Genomic DNA, 18,985 nt, shown 5'->3' with positions numbered 1-18,985 from the left:
ACCGCCGCCGGTTTCGCTGATCAGGCTTTTTGTGCTTCTGGCAGGAACCAGTTCAGCAGCAGCGCACAGATGCCACCGGTGGCCACCCCGGACTCCAGCACGTTACGCAGCGCCGCCGGCATATGGGCGAGGAATTCCGGTACCTGGGAGACGCCAAGGCCCAGGGCCAGGGACACGGCGATGATCAGCAGCGCGCGGCGGTCCAGGTGGATGCTGGCGAGGATATTGATGCCCGAGGCCGCCACCGCGCCGAACATCACCATGGCCGCGCCACCGAGCACCGGCTCGGGCACCGCCTGGATCGCCCCGGCCACCGAGGGGAACAGGCCGAGCAGCACCAGCATCAGCGCGATCCATTTGCCGATATGCCGGCTGGCGATGCCGGTCAGCTGAATCACCCCGTTGTTCTGGGCGAAGATCGAGCTGGGAAAGGTGTTGAACAGCCCTGCGAGCAAGGAGTTGGCGCCGTTGACCAGCACGCCGCCCTTGATCCGTTGCATCCACAGCGGGCCTTCCACCGGCTGGCGCGACACCTTGCTGGTGGCGGTGACGTCACCGATGGCTTCCAGGGAGGTCACCAGGTAGATCACCAGCATCGGAATGAACAGCGCCCAGGAGAAATCCAGGCCGAAATGCAGCGGCGTGGGGATCTGGAACAGCGCGGCCTCGTGCATGCCGGTGAAGTTCAGCCGACCCAGGTAGCCGGCCAGGGCATAGCCGACCGCCAGGGCGATAACGATGGCGCAGCTGCGCATCCACACCAGCGGGATACGGTTGAGGACCACGATGATCGCCAGCACCACGCCGGACAGCAGCAGGTTCTCGCCGTTGGCGAAGGTGCCGTTGGCCATGGCGCTGAAACCGCCGCCCATGCTGATCAGGCCGACCTTGATCAGGGTCAGGCCGATCATCAGCACGACGATGCCGGTCACCAGCGGGGTGATCATGCGTTTGACGAAGGGCAGGATCCGCGAGATGCCCATCTCGACAAAGGAACCGGCGATGACCACGCCGAAGATCGCCGCCATCACCGCTTCCACCGGCGTGCCTTGCTTGACCATCAGCGCGCCGCCGGCAATCAGCGGGCCGACGAAGTTGAAGCTGGTGCCCTGGACGATCAGCAGCCCGGCGCCGAAGGGGCCGAAGCGGCGGCACTGGACGAAGGTGGCGATGCCGGAGATCACCAGGGACATCGAGACGATCAGGTTGGTGTCCCGCGCCGACACGCCCAGGGCCTGGCAGATCAGCAGGCCGGGGGTGACGATGGGCACGATGATCGCCAACAAATGTTGCAGCGCTGCCAGAAGGCCGATCAGCAGGCGGGGGCGGTCCTCGAGGCCGAGGATCAGTTCGCTGGCCTGGGGCTCGGCGGCGGGCGGAGTCTGGTGAGCGGTCATGGCGGGGCCCTGGAAAAAATGAGGTCGCGATTCTACTGGGCTTGGCGCGGGGCGCCCAGCTTCGGTGGGGCTTATTCGAGAATATCGAAACCGCTGCTGCCCAGGCGCTCGCCATTGACCAGCAAGTGCACGGCGTGGTGGCCACTGTAGTGCTTGCGGGTAGTCAGTTCGCGGATGTGCTGGCGGCGGCTCAGGGTTTCACTGGCACCGGCGGCCAGGTGCAGGGTCTTGAGCTTGAAAACCTTGCTTGAGGTGGCGCCCGAGGCCTTCACGTAGTCGATAGCGTAGTCGATCACCAGCTTCTGGCTGGCGGTTGCGCTAGAGGCCAGGGTGAAGGAGAGGGTGACGCTGTCGCCGAGGCGGATCACCGCCGGTTCGACCTTCAAGTCCAGCACCTCGACCTGGGCCTTGGCACCTGCGCCCATCAGCGTAAGGGCGCGCGGGTTGCCCTGTTTGATCAGGCTGCGCAGGGCATGACGGGCAATCCAGGCGGTGCGCGGGTCGTCCAGCGACCAGCCTTCGATCAATTCGAGCACCCAGTCGGGATGCTCCTTGGTGATGTCGTTGAGGTGGTTGGCCACCGATTTGCGCACGTAGAGGCTGTCGTCGGCTTTGAGCGTGTCGAGTATGTCGGCGGCGAGGCTTGGGTCGGCCTGGATCCGGGCCAGCCGGAAGGACCATGGCAGGCGCGGTCGCGAGCCTTCGCTGGCAAGACGGCGAACATGTTCGTTGGGGTCCCGGGACCAGGTTTTCATCACCGCCAGGGTGCGTTCGAAATCGTTGAGCAGAAAATGCCGTATGGCGAACTCCGAGGAGCCGAAGGCGGTGAAGTACTTTAGCGCGTCCATCGACAGTTCGAAATCCTTGGCCCCGTAGCTCGCCACATAGTGCGGCAGGCACATGCTGACAAAGCCGCTGTTCAGGCGCGGGGCGAGCTGGCGCAGCAGCTTGAGGGATTGCTTGTAGCTCAGGGGCAGCACCGCGTGCAGGCTTTCGCTGACCCGCGCCAGACGCTGCATGATCGACAGCTCGTCCAGGCCCTCATGAGTGCGGCTGATAAAGCCGGCGCTGTCGAAGTCGGGGTACACCGCGCGCATTTCGTGGGCGATATGCAGCAGGCGTTCACTGTTGAAGATTTCCTTCAGCGCCGGGGCGGCTTGTTCGGTGCTCATGGCGGGACCTTGTCGGGTTAGAACGTCGGCGGGGTGATGACCCAGATGACCACGGCGTCGACCTCGCCGGGGTTGCCGTAGCGGTGCGGTTCCTGGCTGGAGAAGCTGAAGCTGTCACCCTCGACCAGCTGGAAATGACGCTCACCGACCCACAGCTCGAAAATCCCGGACAGCAGGTAGCCGGCTTCTTCGCCCTCGTGGCTGTAGCTTTGCTGGCTGTAGGTGCCCGGGGGGAAGCGCGAATGGAGCATTTCCAGCTGGCGGTTGGGTTGTGGGGTCAGCAGTTGGTCGACGATGCCGTCTTCATAGTGCACGCTCAGGCGGCTGTTCTTGCGCACCACGTAGCCGTTGTCTTCGGGGGCGGTGATGGCTTCGCTGGCGAAGAACCACTGGATGGTCACGCCCAGGCTGCGGGCGATATTGAACAGGGCCGGGATCGACGGGTAGGCGAGGTTGCGCTCCAGCTGGCTGATATAACCGGCGGTGAGTTCGGCCTGGGTCGCCAGTTCGGTCAGGGTCATGCCACGCCGTTTGCGCAGGCCGCGAATGCGCGTGCCGAGAAACTGCGGGCCCGCGGCGGCGCTGTCACCGGCGGGCGTTGGGGCGTTGCTCATGGCCTGCTCCAATCCTTGAAAGGGCCGCAGTATAAGGCACTTGGCGAGTGCTGAGGATGTGACTGTCAGATCTCCCAGGCGACCTTCAGCCCTTCATAGATCGCTTCCTCCACCGTGCGCGGCGCCAGGCAGTCGCCGATCCGGCGGAACTCCACCAAGCCCTGCAATTCATCACCCAGGGTATCGACCGGTTGATGCCCCTGGCACAGCACCAGGGTGTCGACCTCTTCGAACAACATCGGCTCGCCGCTGGCGGTATGTTGCAGGTACACAGTGCTGTCGTCGCAGCCATAGAGCCGGGCATACGGCGTGATGGGAATGCCCAGGCGATGCAGCTCGCCGGCCAGTTGATCGCGTACATACAGCGGCAGGCTCTCGCCGCAATGGGTGCCGTTGACCGCCAGTCGCACCTGATGCCCGGCCCGCACCAGACGCTCGGCAATCCCCGGCCCGATCCAGTCGCAACGCCAGTCGACCACCACCACCGAACGGCCGATCTTCACTTCGTCACGTAGCACCTGCCAGGCATCCACCACCTGCAATTCACCTCCGCGCTCAAAGGCCGGCCAGTAAGGTTCGGCACCGGTGGCGACAATCACCAGATCCGGCTGCTCGCGTTCCACCAGCGCCCGGTCGACCCGGGTATTGCGCACCACCCGCACCCCAGCCAGTTCCATTTCCCGTTGCAGGTTGGTGCTGGCGCCGCCGAACTCGCTGCGCCGTGGCAGCAATTGCGCCAGCAACACCTGGCCGCCCAGCTGCGAACCGGCCTCGTACAGCGTCACCTCATGTCCACGCTGCGCCGCCACGGCCGCGGCTTTCATCCCGGCTGGGCCGCCACCGGCAATCATCACGCGCTTGCGCTTGGCCGTAGCAATCAACTGCCCGTACTGCAATTCGCGCCCGGTTTCCGGGTGCTGGATACAGCTGATCGGCAGGCCCTTGTGGAAATGTCCGATACAGGCCTGGTTGCAGGCAATACAGGCGCGAATATCTTCGCTATGGCCGCTATCGGTCTTGTTCGGCATCTGTGGGTCGCAGATCAGCGCCCGGGTCATGCCGCAGACATCGGCCTGGCCACGGGACAGGATCAACTCGGCTTCCTGGGGCTGGTTGATCCGCCCGGTGACGAACAGCGGAATCGACAGACTGGCCTTGAAGGTGCCGGCTTCCTTCGCCAGATAGGCGGCTTCGATGGCCATCGGCGGGACGATATGGATCGCGCCACCGAGGGATGCCGAGGTCCCGGCGACGATATGCACATAGTCCAGTTCGCCTTGCAGTTGCACCACGGCGGCCAGGGACTCGTCCTCGGTCAGGCCTTCGGCATCGCGCTCGTCGGCGGAAATCCGCAGGCCGATGATGAACTGCTCGTCAGTGGCCGCGCGCACGGCGGCGATCACTTCCCGAAGGAAACGCAGGCGCTGTTCCAGCTCACCGTTGTAGCCGTCGGCGCGTCGATTGACCCGTGGGTTGATGAACTGCGCCGGCAGGTAACCGTGACTGGCGACCACTTCCACGCCGTCGATCCCGGCCTGGTGCAAGCGCCGCGCCGCCGCTCCATAGCCCGCGACGATCTCGTCGATCATCGCCTGGTCCAGTGCCCGCGGCATGACCCGGAAGCGCTCGTTGGGCACGCAGGACGCCGAGTAGGCGACCGCCAGCAGGCCGTCGCTGGACTCCATGATTTCCCGGCCCGGATGGAAGATCTGCGACAGCACCAGGGTGCCGTGGGCATGACAGGTCTCGGCCAGCCGCCGATAGCCGTCGATGCAGGCATCGTCGGTGGCCATCAGCACATGGGAGGTATAACGCGCACTGTCGTGAACCCCCGCCACCTGCAACACGATCAGGCCGACACCGCCCTCGGCGCGGGCCCGGTGATAGGCGATCAACTGTTCGTTGACCAGGTTGTCGGTGGGCATGGAGGTGTCGTGTCCGCTGGACATGATGCGGTTCTTCAGGCGCTTGCCACGCAGCTGCAAGGGTTCGAACAAATGATTAAAGGCGTGCGGCGACGTCGACATGGCAAGGCTCCAGGCGGCCCGGGATCGAACGCGGGCGGTTGTTATTATTGTTCCATGAAAATTTACCTGTAGTAAAAAATCAACTTGTTTTTTTACTTTGCCTTGGGTTAGCTTCAAATCACGCCTGCTGACCGGGCGTACCTCATACAACAAAAAAATGGATCGCCAGGTGCTTCGGACCCGGGCGATACCGCACGAGGACTCATCGATGAAATCGAACACCCGTAAGTACGGTTTTTATCCCTTGCTCCTGACGCTGGCCATGGGCAGTGCCCAGGCCGGCCAGGACATGGTGGTGGTCGGCTATGGTGGCGCCGGGCAGAAAGCCCAGGACACGGCGTTCTTCCAGCCTTTCAGCACCAAGGACGGCAGCAAGCTGATCCAGAGCGAATACAACGGTGAAATGGCCAAGATCAAGGTCATGGTCGACACCGGCAGCGTGGACTGGGATGTGGTGCAGATCGAAGGACCGGATTTGATGCGCGGGTGTGACGAGGGCATGTATGAACGCCTCGATTGGAAGCAGATCGGCCATGCCGACCAACTGATCCCCGACGCCGCCCAGGAGTGCGGCTCGGCGGCGTTGGTGTGGAGCGTCGCCATCGCCTACGACACCGACAAGGTGGCACGGCCGCCGGTGTCCTGGGCCGACTTCTGGGATGTGAAGACCTTTCCCGGCAAGCGCGGGTTGCGTAAGCGCGCGGTGTACAACCTGGAATTCGCGCTGATGGCGGATGGGGTGAAGGCCGAGGACGTGTATACGGTGTTGAGCACGCCCAAAGGGGTCGACCGGGCCTTTGCCAAGCTCGACCAGCTCAAGCCTTATATCCAGTGGTGGGAGGCGGGCGCCCAGCCGGCGCAGTGGCTGATGGCCGGCGATGTGGTCATGACTTCGACCTACAGCGGTCGCGTGGCCGCCGCCGCGCAGCAGGGCAGCCATCTGGCGCTGGTCTGGCCGCAGAGCCTGTATGGCATGGATTACTGGGCGATCATCAAGGGCTCGAAACACGTCGACCAGGCCAAGCGTTTTATTGCTTTTGCCAACCAGGCCGATGCCCAGGTCAACTATGTGCGGCAGATTCCCTACGGCCCGACCAATACCGAGGCCGCCGCGCGGCTGGATCCGAGCCTGGCGAAGTGGGTGCCGACGGCACCGCAGAACCTCAAGGGCGCGTTGTCGATGAACGTGGCATTCTGGAACGATCACGGCGAGGAGCTTGAAGAACGTTTCAATGCCTGGGCAAGCAAGTAAAGTAGGCAGCCGGGCGCCTTTGAGCGTGCCGGCTGCCTGATTCGATCCATTCTGCCTGAGGGAGTGATCCGCTTGAACGACCTTCTGCACACCGCCGCCGCGCCGGCGGCCATCGAGAGTCAATTGCGCGAGCAACTGGCGGCCTGTTACCGGTTGATCGCACACTTTCGCATGACCGACCTGATCTTCACCCATATCTCCCTGCGCTTGCCGGGGCCTGACCATCATTTCCTGATCAACCCCTATGGGCTGATGTTCGAGGAAATCACTGCGTCGAGCCTGGTGAAGATTGGTCTGGATGGGCGGGCGGTGGAGGACTCGCCGTATCCGGTGAACCCGGCCGGGTTTGTGATTCACAGTGCGATTCATGGTGCCCGGGAAGATGCGCAGTGCGTGTTGCACACTCATACCCGCGCGGGTTGCGCGGTTGCGGCGCTCAAGTGCGGGTTATTGCCGGTGAACCAGATTTCCATGGAGTTCTTCGGGCGCACGGCTTACCACGACTATGAAGGCGTGGCGCTGGATCTGGACGAGCAGGCGCGGCTGGTGCAGGACCTGGGTGACAAGTCGGTGATGCTGCTGCGCAACCATGGTTTGCTGACGGTGGGCGAGAGTGTGGCCCAGGCGTTTTTCCGCATGTATTACCTGGAGAAGGCCTGCGAGATCCAGATTGCGGCCCAGGCGTGTGGGGAGTTGGTGTTGCCGTCGGACGCGGTGTGCGCCCATACCGAGCGACAGTTCAATGACCCGGGCCGGCCGCTGGAGGAGGGGCAGTTGAGCGACCCGGATGCCATGGGGTTGGCGTGGGCGGCGATGTTGCGGTTGCTGGATCGGGTAGCGCCGGATTATCGGGACTGACCCTGTGAGCTTCGGCTTGCTGGCGATGGTGTCCTCAAGGTCCCTTTCGCGGCGGTGCGGCGATCCGACAAGCCCTGCTCCTACAGTCCTATGTCGTACACAAAATTGGCGAACGACACAATACTGTAGGAGCAGGGCTTGCCCGCGAAGGCGTCAGTCCTGACGACGCGGGGCTTAAGGGCCTCATCGTTGGCAGGAGCTCACAAGTCTGTTGTGCCCTTAAAGATGCAACGCATGCCCCAACGCCCGCAGCGCCGCTTCCTGCACCGCTTCACCCAAGGTCGGATGGGCATGGATGGTCCCGGCGATATCTTCCAGGCAAGCGCCCATTTCCAGGGATTGCCCGAACGCCGCCGCCAGTTCCGAAACCCCGGCACCCACCGCCTGCCAGCCGACAATCAGATGATTGTCACGCCGCGCCACCACCCGTACAAAACCGCTTTTCGATTCCAGGGTCATGGCCCGTCCGTTAGCCGCAAACGGGAAGCTCGACACCAGACAATCCAGCCCGGCGGCCTTGGCTTCATCCGGCGTTTTACCGACCACCACCAACTCCGGATCGGTAAAGCACACCGCCGCAATCGCCGTCGGATTGAACTCGCGATGCTGGCCGGCTACCAGCTCGGCAACCATCTCGCCCTGGGCCATGGCCCGGTGCGCGAGCATCGGTTCGCCGGTCAGGTCGCCGATGGCCCAGACATTGCGCATGCTGGTCTGGCAACGGTTGTCGATCTTGATCGCCGCGCCGTTCATCTCCAGTGCCAGGGCTTCAAGATTCCAGCCCTGGGTACGCGGTTTGCGTCCCACGGCTACCAGCACCTGGTCGGTCACCAGTTGCAGGGTTTCCCCTTGGGGATCGCGCACCGACAGGGTGTTTGACGTCGCATCGAAACCTTCGACGCTATGCCCCAGATGCACGGTAATACCCAGGGCCTTGATCGACTCGGCCACCGGCTGGGTCAGTTCACGGTCATAGGTCGGCAGGATGCGGTCGCGAGCTTCCACGACCGTCACCTCGGCCCCCAGCTTGCGGTAGGCAATCCCCAGTTCCAGGCCGATATAGCCGGCGCCGACCACGGTCAGGCGCTTGGGAATCGAAGTCGGAGCCAAGGCTTCGGTGGACGAAATAATCGCCCCACCAATCGGCAGCATCGGCAGGTTCACCGTCTGCGAACCACTGGCCAGCAGCAGGTGCTCACACTGGATACGCAGGCCATCGACTTCGACATGCTTGCCGTCGATCACCTTGGCCCAGCCATGGATCACCTTGACGCCATTCTTCTTCAGCAATGCCGCGACGCCGCTGGTCAGGCGGTCGACAATCCCATCCTTCCACTCGACGCTCTTGCCGATATCCAGGGTCGGTGCCAACACCTTGATCCCCAGCGGCGAGGTACTACCGCTGTAGCTTTGGGTGGTATGAAACTGCTCGGCCACATGGATCAGCGCCTTGGACGGAATGCAGCCGACGTTCAGGCAGGTGCCGCCCAGCGCGTGGCCTTCCACCAGCACGGTGGGAATGCCCAGTTGGCCGGCACGAATCGCCGCGACATAACCGCCAGGGCCGCCGCCGATGATCAACAGGGTGGTGTTTTGGGTCTGTTGCATGATCACTCCACAAACAGGCTGGCGGGTTGTTCGAGCAAGCCGCGAATGGCCTGGATGAATTGGGCCGCGTCCATGCCGTCGACCACCCGATGATCGAAGGAACTGGACAGGTTCATCATCTTGCGGATGACGATCTGGCCCTTGATGACCACGGGCCGCTCGACAATGCGGTTGACCCCGACAATGGCCACTTCCGGCAGGTTCAGCACCGGCGTGCTGACAATCCCGCCCAACGCCCCGAGGCTGGTCAGGGTGATCGTGGAACCGGACATTTCATCACGACTGGCCTTGCCGCTACGGGCGGCCTGGGCCAGGCGGTTGATCTCGTCCGAGGTGCCCCACAGGTTGAGGCTCTCGGCGTGGCGCACCACCGGCACCATCAGGCCACCGTCAGTCTGCGCCGCGACCCCGACATGCACCGCGCCATGGCGGGTGATGACCTGGGCTTCGTCGTCATAACGCACATTGATCTGCGGAAAGTCCCGCAGGGCCACGACCATCGCCCGCACCAGGAAGGGCAGCAGGGTCAGCTTGCCGCGGCTGTCTCCGTGCTTGTGATTCAGGTGCACCCGCAGCTCTTCGAGGGCGGTGACATCCACTTCCTCGACATAGCTGAAGTGAGCGGCGCGACGCTTGGCGTCCTGCATGCGCTGGGCGATCTTGCGGCGCAGGCCGATCACCGGGATCTGCTGTTCGTCGGTGCGCTTGGCATAGCTGGCGACGGCCGGGGCCGGTTGCTCGCTCTGGGCCAGGTAAGCGTCGAGGTCGTCGTGCAGGATGCGCCCGGCCGGGCCGCTGCCCTGGACGAAACGCAGCTCGATACCGGCATCCCAGGCGCGCTTGCGCACGGCGGGGGAGGCCAGCGGACGTTCATCGGCGGCACGGGCCACCGGGGCAGGGCGAGGCGCTGCGGCAATGGTCGACGCTGGTTTGGCGAGGGGCTTGCTCGGTGCTTCAGCTTCGGCAACCGGCTTTTCCACGACGGCGGCAGGCGCCGCTTTCGGTGCCGGCGTTTCAGTGCCTTCGCGCAGATTGCCGGCGCCTTCCACTTCAATGCTGATCAGCACGCTGCCGACCGCCATGACTTCACCGGGCACGCCGCCCAGGGCAATCACCTTGCCGTGGACCGGCGAGGGAATATCGACCATGGCCTTGTCGGTCATGACGTCCGCCAGCACCTGGTCTTCGACCACCAGGTCCCCGACCTGCACGTGCCACTGGGACAGTTCGACTTCTGCGATGCCTTCGCCAATGTCCGGCATCTTGATGATATGAGTACCCATTCAGACCTCCATGACCCGTTTCAAGGCCGCACCGACCCGCACCGGACCAGGGAAATAAGCCCATTCCTGTGCGTGGGGGTAAGGCGTGTCCCAGCCGGTGACGCGCTCGATCGGCGCTTCCAGGTAATGGAAGCAATGCTCCTGGACCAGGGCGATCAGCTCGGCACCGAAGCCGCAGGTGCGGGTGGCTTCGTGGACGACGACACAACGACGGGTTTTCTTCACGGAATTGACGATGGTTTCCAGGTCCAGCGGCCAGAGGCTGCGCAGGTCGATGACTTCGGCGTCGACCCCGGTTTCCTCGGCGGCGGCCTGGGCCACATAAACGGTGGTGCCGTAGGTGAGGATGGTCACTTCACTGCCCGGACGGACAATCGCCGCGCAGTCCAGCGGCACGGTGTAGTAACCCTCGGGCACGGCGCTGGCCGGGTGTTTGGACCACGGCGTTACCGGACGCTCGTGGTGGCCGTCGAACGGACCGTTGTACAGGCGCTTGGGCTCAAGAAAGATCACCGGGTCATCGTTCTCGATGGCGGCGATCAGCAGGCCCTTGGCGTCATAGGGGTTGGACGGCATCACCGTGCGCAGGCCGCAGACCTGGGTGAACATCGCTTCCGGGCTCTGGCTGTGGGTCTGGCCGCCATAGATGCCGCCGCCGCAGGGCATGCGCAAGGTCATCGGCACGGTGAACTCGCCGGCGGAGCGATAGCGTATCCGCGCCGCTTCCGAGACGATCTGGTCGGAGGCCGGATAGAAATAGTCGGCGAACTGGATTTCCGCCACCGGGCGCAGGCCATAGGCGCCCATGCCGACGGCGACGCCGACAATGCCGCTTTCCGAGATCGGGGCGTCAAACACCCGCGAGGTGCCGTACTTGCCCTGCAGGCCTTCGGTGCAGCGGAACACACCGCCGAAGTAGCCTACGTCCTGGCCGAACACCACCACGTTGTCGTCGCGCTCGAGCATCACATCCATGGCCGAGCGCAGGGCCTGGATCATGGTCATGGTGCTGGTGGCCACGGCGTTCTCCGTTTGCAGTTTGCTGTGATCGTTCATGGCTTATAACCCCAATTCCTGACGCTGCCGGCGCAAGTGCTCGGGCATGTCCTTGTAGACGTCCTCGAAGATGGTCGCGGCGCTGGGCATCTGCCCGCCGGCCAGGGTGCCGAAGCGTTCGGCCTCCTTCTGCGCGGCAATGATCTCGGCTTCCAGTTCGGCGCTGACGGCGGCGTGTTCTTCCTCGGACCATTGGCCGATGGCGATCAGATGCTGCTTGAGGCGCAGGATCGGGTCGCCCAGGGGGAAGTGGCTCCAGTCGTCGGCGGGACGGTACTTGGACGGATCGTCGGAGGTGGAGTGTGGGCCGGCGCGGTAGGTGACCCACTCGATCAAGGTCGGCCCGAGGTTGCGCCGGGCCCGTTCGGCGGCCCAGACGGAAGCGGCGTAGACGGCGATGAAGTCGTTGCCGTCGACCCGCAGCGAAGCGATGCCGCAGCCCACGCCACGCCCGGCGAAGGTGGTGGCCTCACCGCCGGCGATGGCCTGGAAGGTGGAGATCGCCCACTGGTTGTTGACCACGTTGAGGATTACCGGGGCGCGGTAGACGTGGGCGAAGGTCAGGGCGGTGTGGAAGTCCGACTCGGCGGTGGCGCCGTCGCCGATCCAGGCGGAAGCAATCTTGGTATCGCCCTTGATCGCCGACGCCATGCCCCAGCCGACGGCCTGGACGAACTGGGTGGCCAGGTTGCCGGAAATGGTGAAGAAACCATGGTCACGCACCGAGTACATGATCGGCAGTTGCCGGCCCTTGAGCGGATCGCGCTCGTTGGACAGCAGCTGGCAGATCATGTCCACCAGCGGTACGTCCCGGGCCATCAGGATGCTCTGCTGGCGGTAGGTGGGGAAGCACATGTCGTCGAGGTTCAAAGCCAAGGCCTGGGCGCTGCCGATGGCTTCCTCGCCGAGGCTCTGCATGTAGAACGACATTTTTTTCTGGCGCTGGGCAACCACCATGCGCGTGTCGAAGATCCGGGTCTTGAGCATGGCGCGCATGCCCTGGCGCAGGATCGCCACCGGCACGCCTTCGGCCCAGGGGCCAAGGGCCTGGCCCTGGTCGTCGAGCACGCGGATCAGGCCTTTGGCCAAATCGGCGGTGTCGGCAGGTTCGACGTCGATAGGGGGTTTGCGGACCTGGCCGGCATCGGTCAGGCGCAGGTAACTGAAGTCGGTCTTGCAACCCGGACGGCCTGAGGGTTCAGGAACGTGCAGGCGCAGCGGTGCGTACGCTGGGTTCATGGCTTTCTACGCTCTATCTTGTGAATTTCTTGTAGTGGGCGCGCGAGCTGGCAGTCATCCCCTGGGTAAGGGAAATCTTGTCCTACAACAATCATAGGCCGGTCGTGGGAGAATATTTCTCTCTGTTTCGTTGCGCTCAAGACGATTTGCAGATAAAAAATCTGCATAACCATAAAAAGCAGGTGTTTTTATCTCATGCGCAAACTGGATCGCACCGATATCGGGATTCTCAACAGCCTTCAGGAGAATGCCCGCATCACCAACGCTGACCTCGCCCGTTCGGTCAACCTGTCGCCCACGCCTTGCTTCAACCGGGTCAAGGCCATGGAGGAACTGGGGCTGATTCGCGAGCAGGTGACCTTGCTCGATCCGGAATTGCTCGGCCTGCACGTCAACGTGTTTATCCATGTCAGCCTGGAAAAACAGGTGGAAGAGGCGTTGCAGCATTTCGAGGCGGCGATTGCCGATCGGCCGGAAGTGATGGAGTGCTACCTGATGGCCGGGGACCCGGACTATCTGATCCGCGTGCTGGTGCCGACGATCCAGGCGCTGGAGCGCTTTATGATGGATTTTCTGACCAAGGTGCCGGGGGTGGCGAACATCCGCTCCAGTTTTGCCCTCAAGCAGGTGCGCTACAAGACGGCGCTGCCGTTGCCGGCGGGCGGTCTGATCCTGGGCAGTTGAGAAAACGGGGGAGGTTGAGCCAGTAGCGAGGAGAGGGGGGAGCTTTCGTCAGCCGCGGCCAATGGCAGGGCTGACGAGGGAGCGGGCTTGTTACTTTGGTTCTTTGTCTCCGGCAGACAGGCCGGCCTGGATGCGCTGGTAAATCTCTTCACGGTGCACGGCAACGTCTTTGGGAGCGTTGATGCCCACCCGGACTTGCTGGCCGCTAACGCCCAGAATCGTGATCGTGATGTTGTCACCGATGTTGATGCTTTCACCGACTTTGCGGGTGAGTATCAGCATGTCTTTCTCCTTGAATGTTACTAAGGTGCCTTTCTCAGGCATTCCTGGCTTAGGTCTTACACACAGAATACCGCTAAGTGCATTCGAACGGGTGGCTCATTACAGACGTCATTTCATTCTATTTAATTCCCCAGAGTCGGAAAATCGTCGGTAATTCAGCCTGATAAGACCGCCACAGCCAGTGGAACGAGGTTAAGACAGGCTGCAAGGTGATAAAATCACATTAACTGATCATTACGGGAGACGCTTTGTGCGCAGAATAGCAGTGATGATGGCACTCGTGGTGCTGGGCGGTTGTGGTGATGGCTCGGGAAACAAGGTCGAGCCGACGAAAGTGGCTTCGCCGGTGGTCGTGGCGGCGCCGCCGGTGGTCGGCGGTTGGGATCTGTTGATCAAGGATGACAAGACCAAGGCCCTCACTGACTGGACGGCCTGGCTGATCGAGCATGGTTATCCGTTCAAGATCCTTGATGACGGCAAGGTCATTGCCGGGCCGTTCGCGAGCAAGGAAATTGCCGAGCAGAAAAAGGCGCAACTGGCCGACAAGCAGAACATGGATTCCGAGGTGGTGGAGCACAAGGCGCCCGCCGACAGCTCAGCACCCAATACCGCTGCGCCGGCGCCGGGCTACTGAGCCTTAGCCACAGGCCTTGAGGTTCACCGGCCCGACAAAGCCGTTGCCATGGCCCATGACGCAGGCCACGCTCTGGTTGCGCTGGCGTTCCCAGGCCTGGACCGGATAGGTCTTGTTCCAGGCTTCGTACAGCTGACGGTCCTGCCTCGACAGGCGCAGGCCGTACTGCTTGCTCATGTAGAAATAGGTCCGCGCGATCATCCCGCGAATCGACGGGCGTGGCATGACCTTCTTGGCCTTGAAGTCGACCTGGGTCAGGCAGGAACCGTACTGGCCCTTCTGCACCGGCAACCAGCCGAAGCTGAAGTTGCTGCGGTCGCCGTTGACCTCGCCGATGCTCGGCACCAGGTTGTGCAGGTCGGCCTCGGCCTTCTTGTAGGTCGCGTCGTTCTGGCTGCAGTTCTTGCGTCCGCCCTGTTGCCAGCACTGGCGCTGATGGCCGATCTGCCAGGCCGGGACAATATGCTCCCACTCGATGCGTTCAGCCCGCTTGGCATTCTTGCGCGGCACATACCCGCAGGCCGCGAGATCGACCCGGTTGCCATTGTACTTGCAGCCACAATAAAACTCGGTGGACTGCCGCGCGTAGAGCTTCCAGGCGACTTTCTTGGCTTCGGCAAAGGTGCGGGGCGCCTCGGCCTGGGCCGGTAAAACACAGAAAAAACACAGCAAAGCGATAAAGCGGACAATCATTGGTTCAGTCTTCCTTCGGCACAACCCAGAAAATCTGCACGCCACCGTCGTCGCGGTAGGCCAGCGTGACGTTGTCGTTCTCGGCAATTTCCTCGAGCAGTTGCTCCCACTCGTCCACCGGTTCGTCCGGCAGCCGAAAGAGCAGGGCGGCCTTGGCTTTTTGCGCGTTCGGCGAGTTGATGATTTTCTGGACGCGCAGGCCCATGCGTTCGTAGGTGCTGGGGGTTGCGGAGGCGGAAGTTGAGTTGGCCACGGAACAATCCTTAATTAGCTGTACGTGCATACAGTATTTAACTGTAAGCCATTTCGCAACTGTCAGGGAATGATGAGGTGCTTCTGACAACGCTTTTTGCGATTTGGTGCACGCCAATCAAGAAATTATTAGGTTTTACAGTGGGATGCGCAGTATGACGGCGAGGGCTGGGGGCCGCCGCCAGGGAAATCCTCGCCCGACCCCGTCGAGGATGCGTTGTTTGTAAGACGGGTGACTATGCTGTGACAGACCGTTGACAAATCCTCGCAATATTCCCATAGTTGGATTACGCAAACGTTTGCGCGAACCGTTTCCAGGGCTGTGCACACGCATTTCCCGTCACGCTCCTGGCGTTGCTCACAACAATCATAAGATCCGGAGTAAACCCATGAAGTTGCCATTCGCTGGACGCCTTCTTGCTGTCGCCGTACTGGCTGCCGCCTCCGCTACCCTGCCGCTGTCCCAGGCCTTCGCTGCCGACGCCGCCGCCAAACCCAAGGTCGGCCTGGTGATGAAATCCCTCGCCAACGAGTTCTTCCGCACCATGGAAGACGGCGCCAAGGATTACCAGAAAGCCCACACCGCCGATTTCGACCTGATCTCCAACGGCATCAAGAACGAAACCGACACCACCGCGCAGATCGATATCGTCAACCAGATGATCGTCTCCAAGGTCAACGCCATCGTGATCGCTCCGGCCGACTCCAAGGCCATGGTCTCGGTGATCAAGAAAGCCAAGGATGCCGGGATCGTCGTCATCAATATCGACAACCAGCTCGACGCCGGCGTGCTGAAAAGCAAGGGCATCGAAGTGCCGTTCGTAGGGCCTGACAACCGCAAGGGCGCGCGCCTGGTCGGCGAGTACCTGGCCAAGCAACTGAAAGCCGGTGACGAAGTCGGCATCATCGAAGGGGTGTCCACCACCACCAACGCCCAGATGCGCACTGCCGGTTTCACCGATGCGATGAAAGCCGGGGATATGAAGATCGTCTCCGTGCAGTCCGGCGATTGGGAAATCGATAAGGGCAACGCAGTGGCCTCGGCGATGCTCAACGAATACCCGAACCTCAAGGCGCTGCTGGCCGGCAACGACAGCATGGCCCTGGGCGCGGTCTCCGCCGTCCGTTCGGCGGGCAAGGCCGGCAAGGTGCAAGTGGTGGGTTATGACAATATCAACGCCATCAAACCGATGCTCCAGGACGGTCGTGTGCTCGCCACCGCCGACCAGTTCGCTGCCCGCCAGGCGGTGTTCGGCATCGAAACCGCACTGAAAATCATCAAGGGCGAAAAAGTCGACAGCAAGGACGGCGTGATCGAAACCCCGGTCGAGCTGGTACTGAAGAAGTAAACCTCTCGCCGTTCAACGTGCCCGCTCGTCCTGAGCGGGCGCATGGAGACTCCCTATGTCATCTTCCGCTCCGAACGCTGTCCTGTCGGTCAGCGGTATCGGCAAGACCTATGCGCAACCTGTCCTCAGCAATATCGACCTGACGTTGCTGCGCGGCGAAGTGTTGGCGCTGACCGGTGAAAACGGTGCCGGCAAAAGCACGCTGTCGAAGATCATCGGCGGGCTGGTCACGCCGACCACCGGGCAGATGCTGTTCAACGGTCGCGCCTATACGCCAGGCAGCCGAACCCAGGCTGAAGAGCTGGGTATCCGTATGGTCATGCAGGAACTCAATCTTCTGCCGACGTTGTCCGTGGCGGAAAACCTGTTTCTCGACAACCTGCCCAGCCACGGTGGCTGGATCAGTCGCAAGCAGTTGCGCAGCGCCGCCATTGAAGCCATGGCCCAGGTCGGCCTGGATGCCATCGACCCGGACACCCTGGTGGGCGAGTTGGGCATCGGTCACCAGCAGATGGTGGAAATTGCCCGCAACCTGATCGGCGATTGCCATGTGCTGATTCTCGACGAGCCGACCGCGATGCTCACGGCCCGCGAAGTCGAGATGCTGTTCGACCAGATCACCCGCCTGCAAGCCCGTGGCGTGGCGATCATCTATATCTCCCACCGGCTCGAAGAACTGGCCCGGGTCGCCCAGCGCATTGCGGTCTTGCGCGACGGCAACCTGGTCTGTGTCGAGCCGATGGCCAACTACAACAGCGAGCAACTGGTCAACCTGATGGTCGGTCGCGAGCTGGGCGAACATATGGACATGGGCGTGCGCAAGATTGGCGCGCCGGCCCTGACCGTCAAGGGCCTGAGCCGTGCGGACAAGGTGATCGACGTTTCCTTCGAAGTGCGCGCCGGTGAGATCTTCGGGATTTCCGGCCTGATCGGTGCCGGTCGTACCGAGCTGCTGCGGCTGATCTACGGCGCGGATATCGCCGACAGCGGCACGGTGGGCCTGGGCGCCTCGGCGCAGGTCGCGGACATTCGTTCGCCGGTCGACGCGGTGCGTCATGGCATCGCTTTGATCACTGAAGACCGCAAGGGCGAGGGGCTGCTGCTGACGCAATCCATCAGCGCCAATATCGCCCTGGGCAATATGCCGGCGATTTCCAGCGGTGGCGTGGTCAACGGCCGTGACGAGACGGCCCTGGCACGGCGTCAGATCGATGCCATGCGCATTCGCAGTTCCAGCCCGGACCAACTGGTGTCCGAGCTGTCCGGCGGCAACCAGCAGAAGGTGGTGATCGGCCGTTGGCTGGAGCGCGACTGCGCGGTGCTGCTGTTCGATGAACCGACCCGCGGGATCGACGTCGGTGCCAAGTTCGATATCTACGCCTTGTTGGGCGAACTGACCCGCCAGGGCAAGGCCCTGGTGGTGGTGTCCAGCGACCTGCGCGAGCTGATGCTGATTTGCGACCGCATCGGCGTGCTCTCGGCCGGACGCCTGATCGAGACCTTCGAGCGTGACCGCTGGACCCAGGATGAGTTGCTTGCCGCCGCGTTCGCCGGCTACCAAAAACGTGATGCGTTGCTCAATGAAGCGGCGCCCAGGAATACCCTATGAAAAATGCACCTTCTGCCGGCAAGACCTCGCGTCACTTCTATGGCCTGGGCACCTACCTGGGCCTGGCGGGCGCATTGCTCGCCATGATCATCCTGTTTTCCAGCCTGAGCAGTCATTTCCTCTCCTATGACACCTTCAGTACCCTGGCCAACCAGATTCCCGACCTGATGGTGCTGGCGGTGGGCATGACCTTCGTGCTGATCATCGGCGGCATCGACCTGTCGGTGGGCTCGGTCCTGGCCCTGGCGGCTTCGGCGGTCAGCGTGGCGATCCTCGGTTGGGGCTGGGGCGTGTTGCCAGCTTCCGTGCTGGGCATGGGGTGCGCGGCGCTGGCCGGCACCGTGACCGGTTCGATCACCGTGGCCTGGCGCATTCCGTCGTTTATCGTGTCCCTCGGCGTGCTGGAAATGGCCCGTGGTTTGGCTTACCAGATGACCGGCTCGCGCACCGCCTATATCGGCGACTCGTTCGCCTGGCTGTCGAATCCGGTGGCCTTTGGTATTTCGCCGTCGTTCATCATTGCCTTGCTGGTGATTGTCGTTGCCCAACTGGTGCTGACGCGGACCGTGTTCGGCCGCTACCTGATCGGCATCGGCACCAACGAGGAAGCCGTGCGCCTGGCGGGGATCAATCCCAAGCCCTACAAGATCCTGGTGTTCAGCCTGATGGGCCTGCTCGCCGGTGTCGCCGCGCTGTTCCAGATCTCGCGCCTGGAAGCGGCGGACCCGAATGCCGGTTCCGGCCTGGAGCTGCAAGTGATCGCCGCCGTGGTGATCGGCGGCACCAGCCTGATGGGCGGCCGTGGTTCGGTGATCAGCACCTTCTTCGGCGTGCTGATCATCTCGGTGCTGGCGGCGGGGCTGGCGCAGATCGGTGCCACCGAGCCGACCAAACGCATCATCACCGGTGCGGTGATCGTGATCGCGGTGGTACTCGATACCTACCGCAGCCAACGCGCCCGTCGGCGGACCTGAGG

The 18,985-nt window shown here is 62.8% G+C and carries 18 protein-coding genes; 7 read left to right on the top strand and 11 right to left on the bottom strand.

Features of this window, described 5'->3' with window-relative positions; genetic code table 11:
* Positions 1-20 precede the first annotated feature (20 nt).
* The 4 genes from M5C71_RS23190 to M5C71_RS23175 form a co-directional block, all read right to left on the bottom strand.
* A complete protein-coding gene (locus M5C71_RS23190) occupies positions 21-1,397 on the bottom strand; it encodes a uracil-xanthine permease family protein (protein ID WP_248768808.1) in 1,377 nt (458 codons plus the stop codon).
* A 71-nt stretch (positions 1,398-1,468) separates the two neighbouring features.
* On the bottom strand, positions 1,469-2,569 hold the full coding sequence (locus M5C71_RS23185; protein ID WP_248768807.1) for a DNA alkylation repair protein: 1,101 nt from the start codon (positions 2,567-2,569) through the stop codon (positions 1,469-1,471).
* A 17-nt stretch (positions 2,570-2,586) separates the two neighbouring features.
* Positions 2,587-3,183, bottom strand: coding sequence for a cupin domain-containing protein (locus M5C71_RS23180; protein ID WP_177103647.1), 597 nt, complete (start codon positions 3,181-3,183; stop codon positions 2,587-2,589).
* A gap of 65 nt (positions 3,184-3,248) precedes the next feature.
* Positions 3,249-5,210 carry an FAD-dependent oxidoreductase gene (locus tag M5C71_RS23175; RefSeq protein ID WP_248768806.1) on the bottom strand — a complete coding sequence of 654 codons (1,962 nt, stop codon included), beginning with the start codon at positions 5,208-5,210 and terminating at the stop codon, positions 3,249-3,251.
* Between the two features lie 208 nt (positions 5,211-5,418).
* Here M5C71_RS23175 and M5C71_RS23170 point away from each other — a divergent pair, with 208 nt between their 5' ends.
* On the top strand, positions 5,419-6,462 hold the full coding sequence (locus M5C71_RS23170; RefSeq protein WP_248768805.1) for an ABC transporter substrate-binding protein: 1,044 nt from the start codon (positions 5,419-5,421) through the stop codon (positions 6,460-6,462).
* Between the two features lie 72 nt (positions 6,463-6,534).
* Positions 6,535-7,320: a class II aldolase/adducin family protein gene (locus M5C71_RS23165; RefSeq protein ID WP_248768804.1), complete on the top strand. Its 786-nt coding sequence runs from the start codon at positions 6,535-6,537 to the stop codon at positions 7,318-7,320.
* A gap of 219 nt (positions 7,321-7,539) precedes the next feature.
* On the opposite strand, the gene lpdA is transcribed toward M5C71_RS23165, so the two are convergent.
* From lpdA to M5C71_RS23145, 4 genes are read right to left on the bottom strand one after another with little or no spacing between them, the layout of a single operon-like run.
* Positions 7,540-8,928, bottom strand: coding sequence for a dihydrolipoyl dehydrogenase (lpdA, locus tag M5C71_RS23160; protein ID WP_248768803.1), 1,389 nt, complete (start codon positions 8,926-8,928; stop codon positions 7,540-7,542).
* A gap of 2 nt (positions 8,929-8,930) precedes the next feature.
* Positions 8,931-10,211 carry a dihydrolipoamide acetyltransferase family protein gene (locus M5C71_RS23155; RefSeq protein WP_248768802.1) on the bottom strand — a complete coding sequence of 427 codons (1,281 nt, stop codon included), beginning with the start codon at positions 10,209-10,211 and terminating at the stop codon, positions 8,931-8,933.
* Positions 10,212-11,267 (bottom strand): alpha-ketoacid dehydrogenase subunit beta, encoded by a 1,056-nt coding sequence (locus M5C71_RS23150; protein ID WP_100940157.1) that lies wholly within the window; start codon positions 11,265-11,267, stop codon positions 10,212-10,214. It abuts the gene before it with no gap.
* Positions 11,268-11,270: 3 nt separating this feature from the next.
* Positions 11,271-12,506: a 3-methyl-2-oxobutanoate dehydrogenase (2-methylpropanoyl-transferring) subunit alpha gene (locus M5C71_RS23145; RefSeq protein WP_103496451.1), complete on the bottom strand. Its 1,236-nt coding sequence runs from the start codon at positions 12,504-12,506 to the stop codon at positions 11,271-11,273.
* Between the two features lie 195 nt (positions 12,507-12,701).
* Between M5C71_RS23145 and bkdR the strand changes: the two genes are divergently transcribed.
* Positions 12,702-13,190: a Bkd operon transcriptional regulator BkdR gene (bkdR, locus tag M5C71_RS23140; RefSeq protein WP_103496452.1), complete on the top strand. Its 489-nt coding sequence runs from the start codon at positions 12,702-12,704 to the stop codon at positions 13,188-13,190.
* Between the two features lie 90 nt (positions 13,191-13,280).
* Here the strand turns inward: bkdR and csrA are convergent, their stop codons facing one another.
* Complete coding sequence (gene csrA / locus M5C71_RS23135; RefSeq protein WP_100940160.1) at positions 13,281-13,472, bottom strand: carbon storage regulator CsrA; 192 nt, start codon at positions 13,470-13,472, stop codon at positions 13,281-13,283.
* A gap of 250 nt (positions 13,473-13,722) precedes the next feature.
* Between csrA and M5C71_RS23130 the strand changes: the two genes are divergently transcribed.
* Positions 13,723-14,106, top strand: a complete 384-nt coding sequence (locus M5C71_RS23130; protein ID WP_247263383.1) for a hypothetical protein — start codon at positions 13,723-13,725, stop codon at positions 14,104-14,106.
* 3 nt (positions 14,107-14,109) lie between these two features.
* Here M5C71_RS23130 and M5C71_RS23125 read toward each other — a convergent pair whose 3' ends face one another.
* A complete protein-coding gene (locus M5C71_RS23125; RefSeq protein ID WP_103496454.1) occupies positions 14,110-14,799 on the bottom strand; it encodes an endonuclease I family protein in 690 nt (229 codons plus the stop codon).
* A 4-nt stretch (positions 14,800-14,803) separates the two neighbouring features.
* Positions 14,804-15,082, bottom strand: coding sequence for a DUF1654 domain-containing protein (locus tag M5C71_RS23120; protein ID WP_100940163.1), 279 nt, complete (start codon positions 15,080-15,082; stop codon positions 14,804-14,806).
* Positions 15,083-15,440: 358 nt separating this feature from the next.
* Between M5C71_RS23120 and M5C71_RS23115 the strand changes: the two genes are divergently transcribed.
* From M5C71_RS23115 to M5C71_RS23105, 3 genes are read left to right on the top strand one after another with little or no spacing between them, the layout of a single operon-like run.
* Positions 15,441-16,400 (top strand): sugar ABC transporter substrate-binding protein, encoded by a 960-nt coding sequence (locus M5C71_RS23115; protein WP_103496455.1) that lies wholly within the window; start codon positions 15,441-15,443, stop codon positions 16,398-16,400.
* 55 nt (positions 16,401-16,455) lie between these two features.
* Positions 16,456-18,009 carry a sugar ABC transporter ATP-binding protein gene (locus M5C71_RS23110; RefSeq protein ID WP_248768801.1) on the top strand — a complete coding sequence of 518 codons (1,554 nt, stop codon included), beginning with the start codon at positions 16,456-16,458 and terminating at the stop codon, positions 18,007-18,009.
* Entirely contained in the window at positions 18,006-18,983 is a 978-nt protein-coding gene (locus M5C71_RS23105; RefSeq protein ID WP_177103639.1) for an ABC transporter permease, read from the top strand. Before M5C71_RS23110 ends, M5C71_RS23105 begins: the two co-directional genes overlap by 4 nt.
* The last annotated feature ends 2 nt before the right edge of the window (positions 18,984-18,985 follow it).

This window comes from Pseudomonas sp. MWU12-2345, from assembly GCF_023242385.1.
In the GTDB taxonomy this organism is placed as follows: domain Bacteria; phylum Pseudomonadota; class Gammaproteobacteria; order Pseudomonadales; family Pseudomonadaceae; genus Aquipseudomonas; species Aquipseudomonas gingeri_D.
The sequence above is the reverse complement of the archived record's forward strand: the minus strand, read 5'-3'. Positions and strand labels throughout refer to the sequence as shown.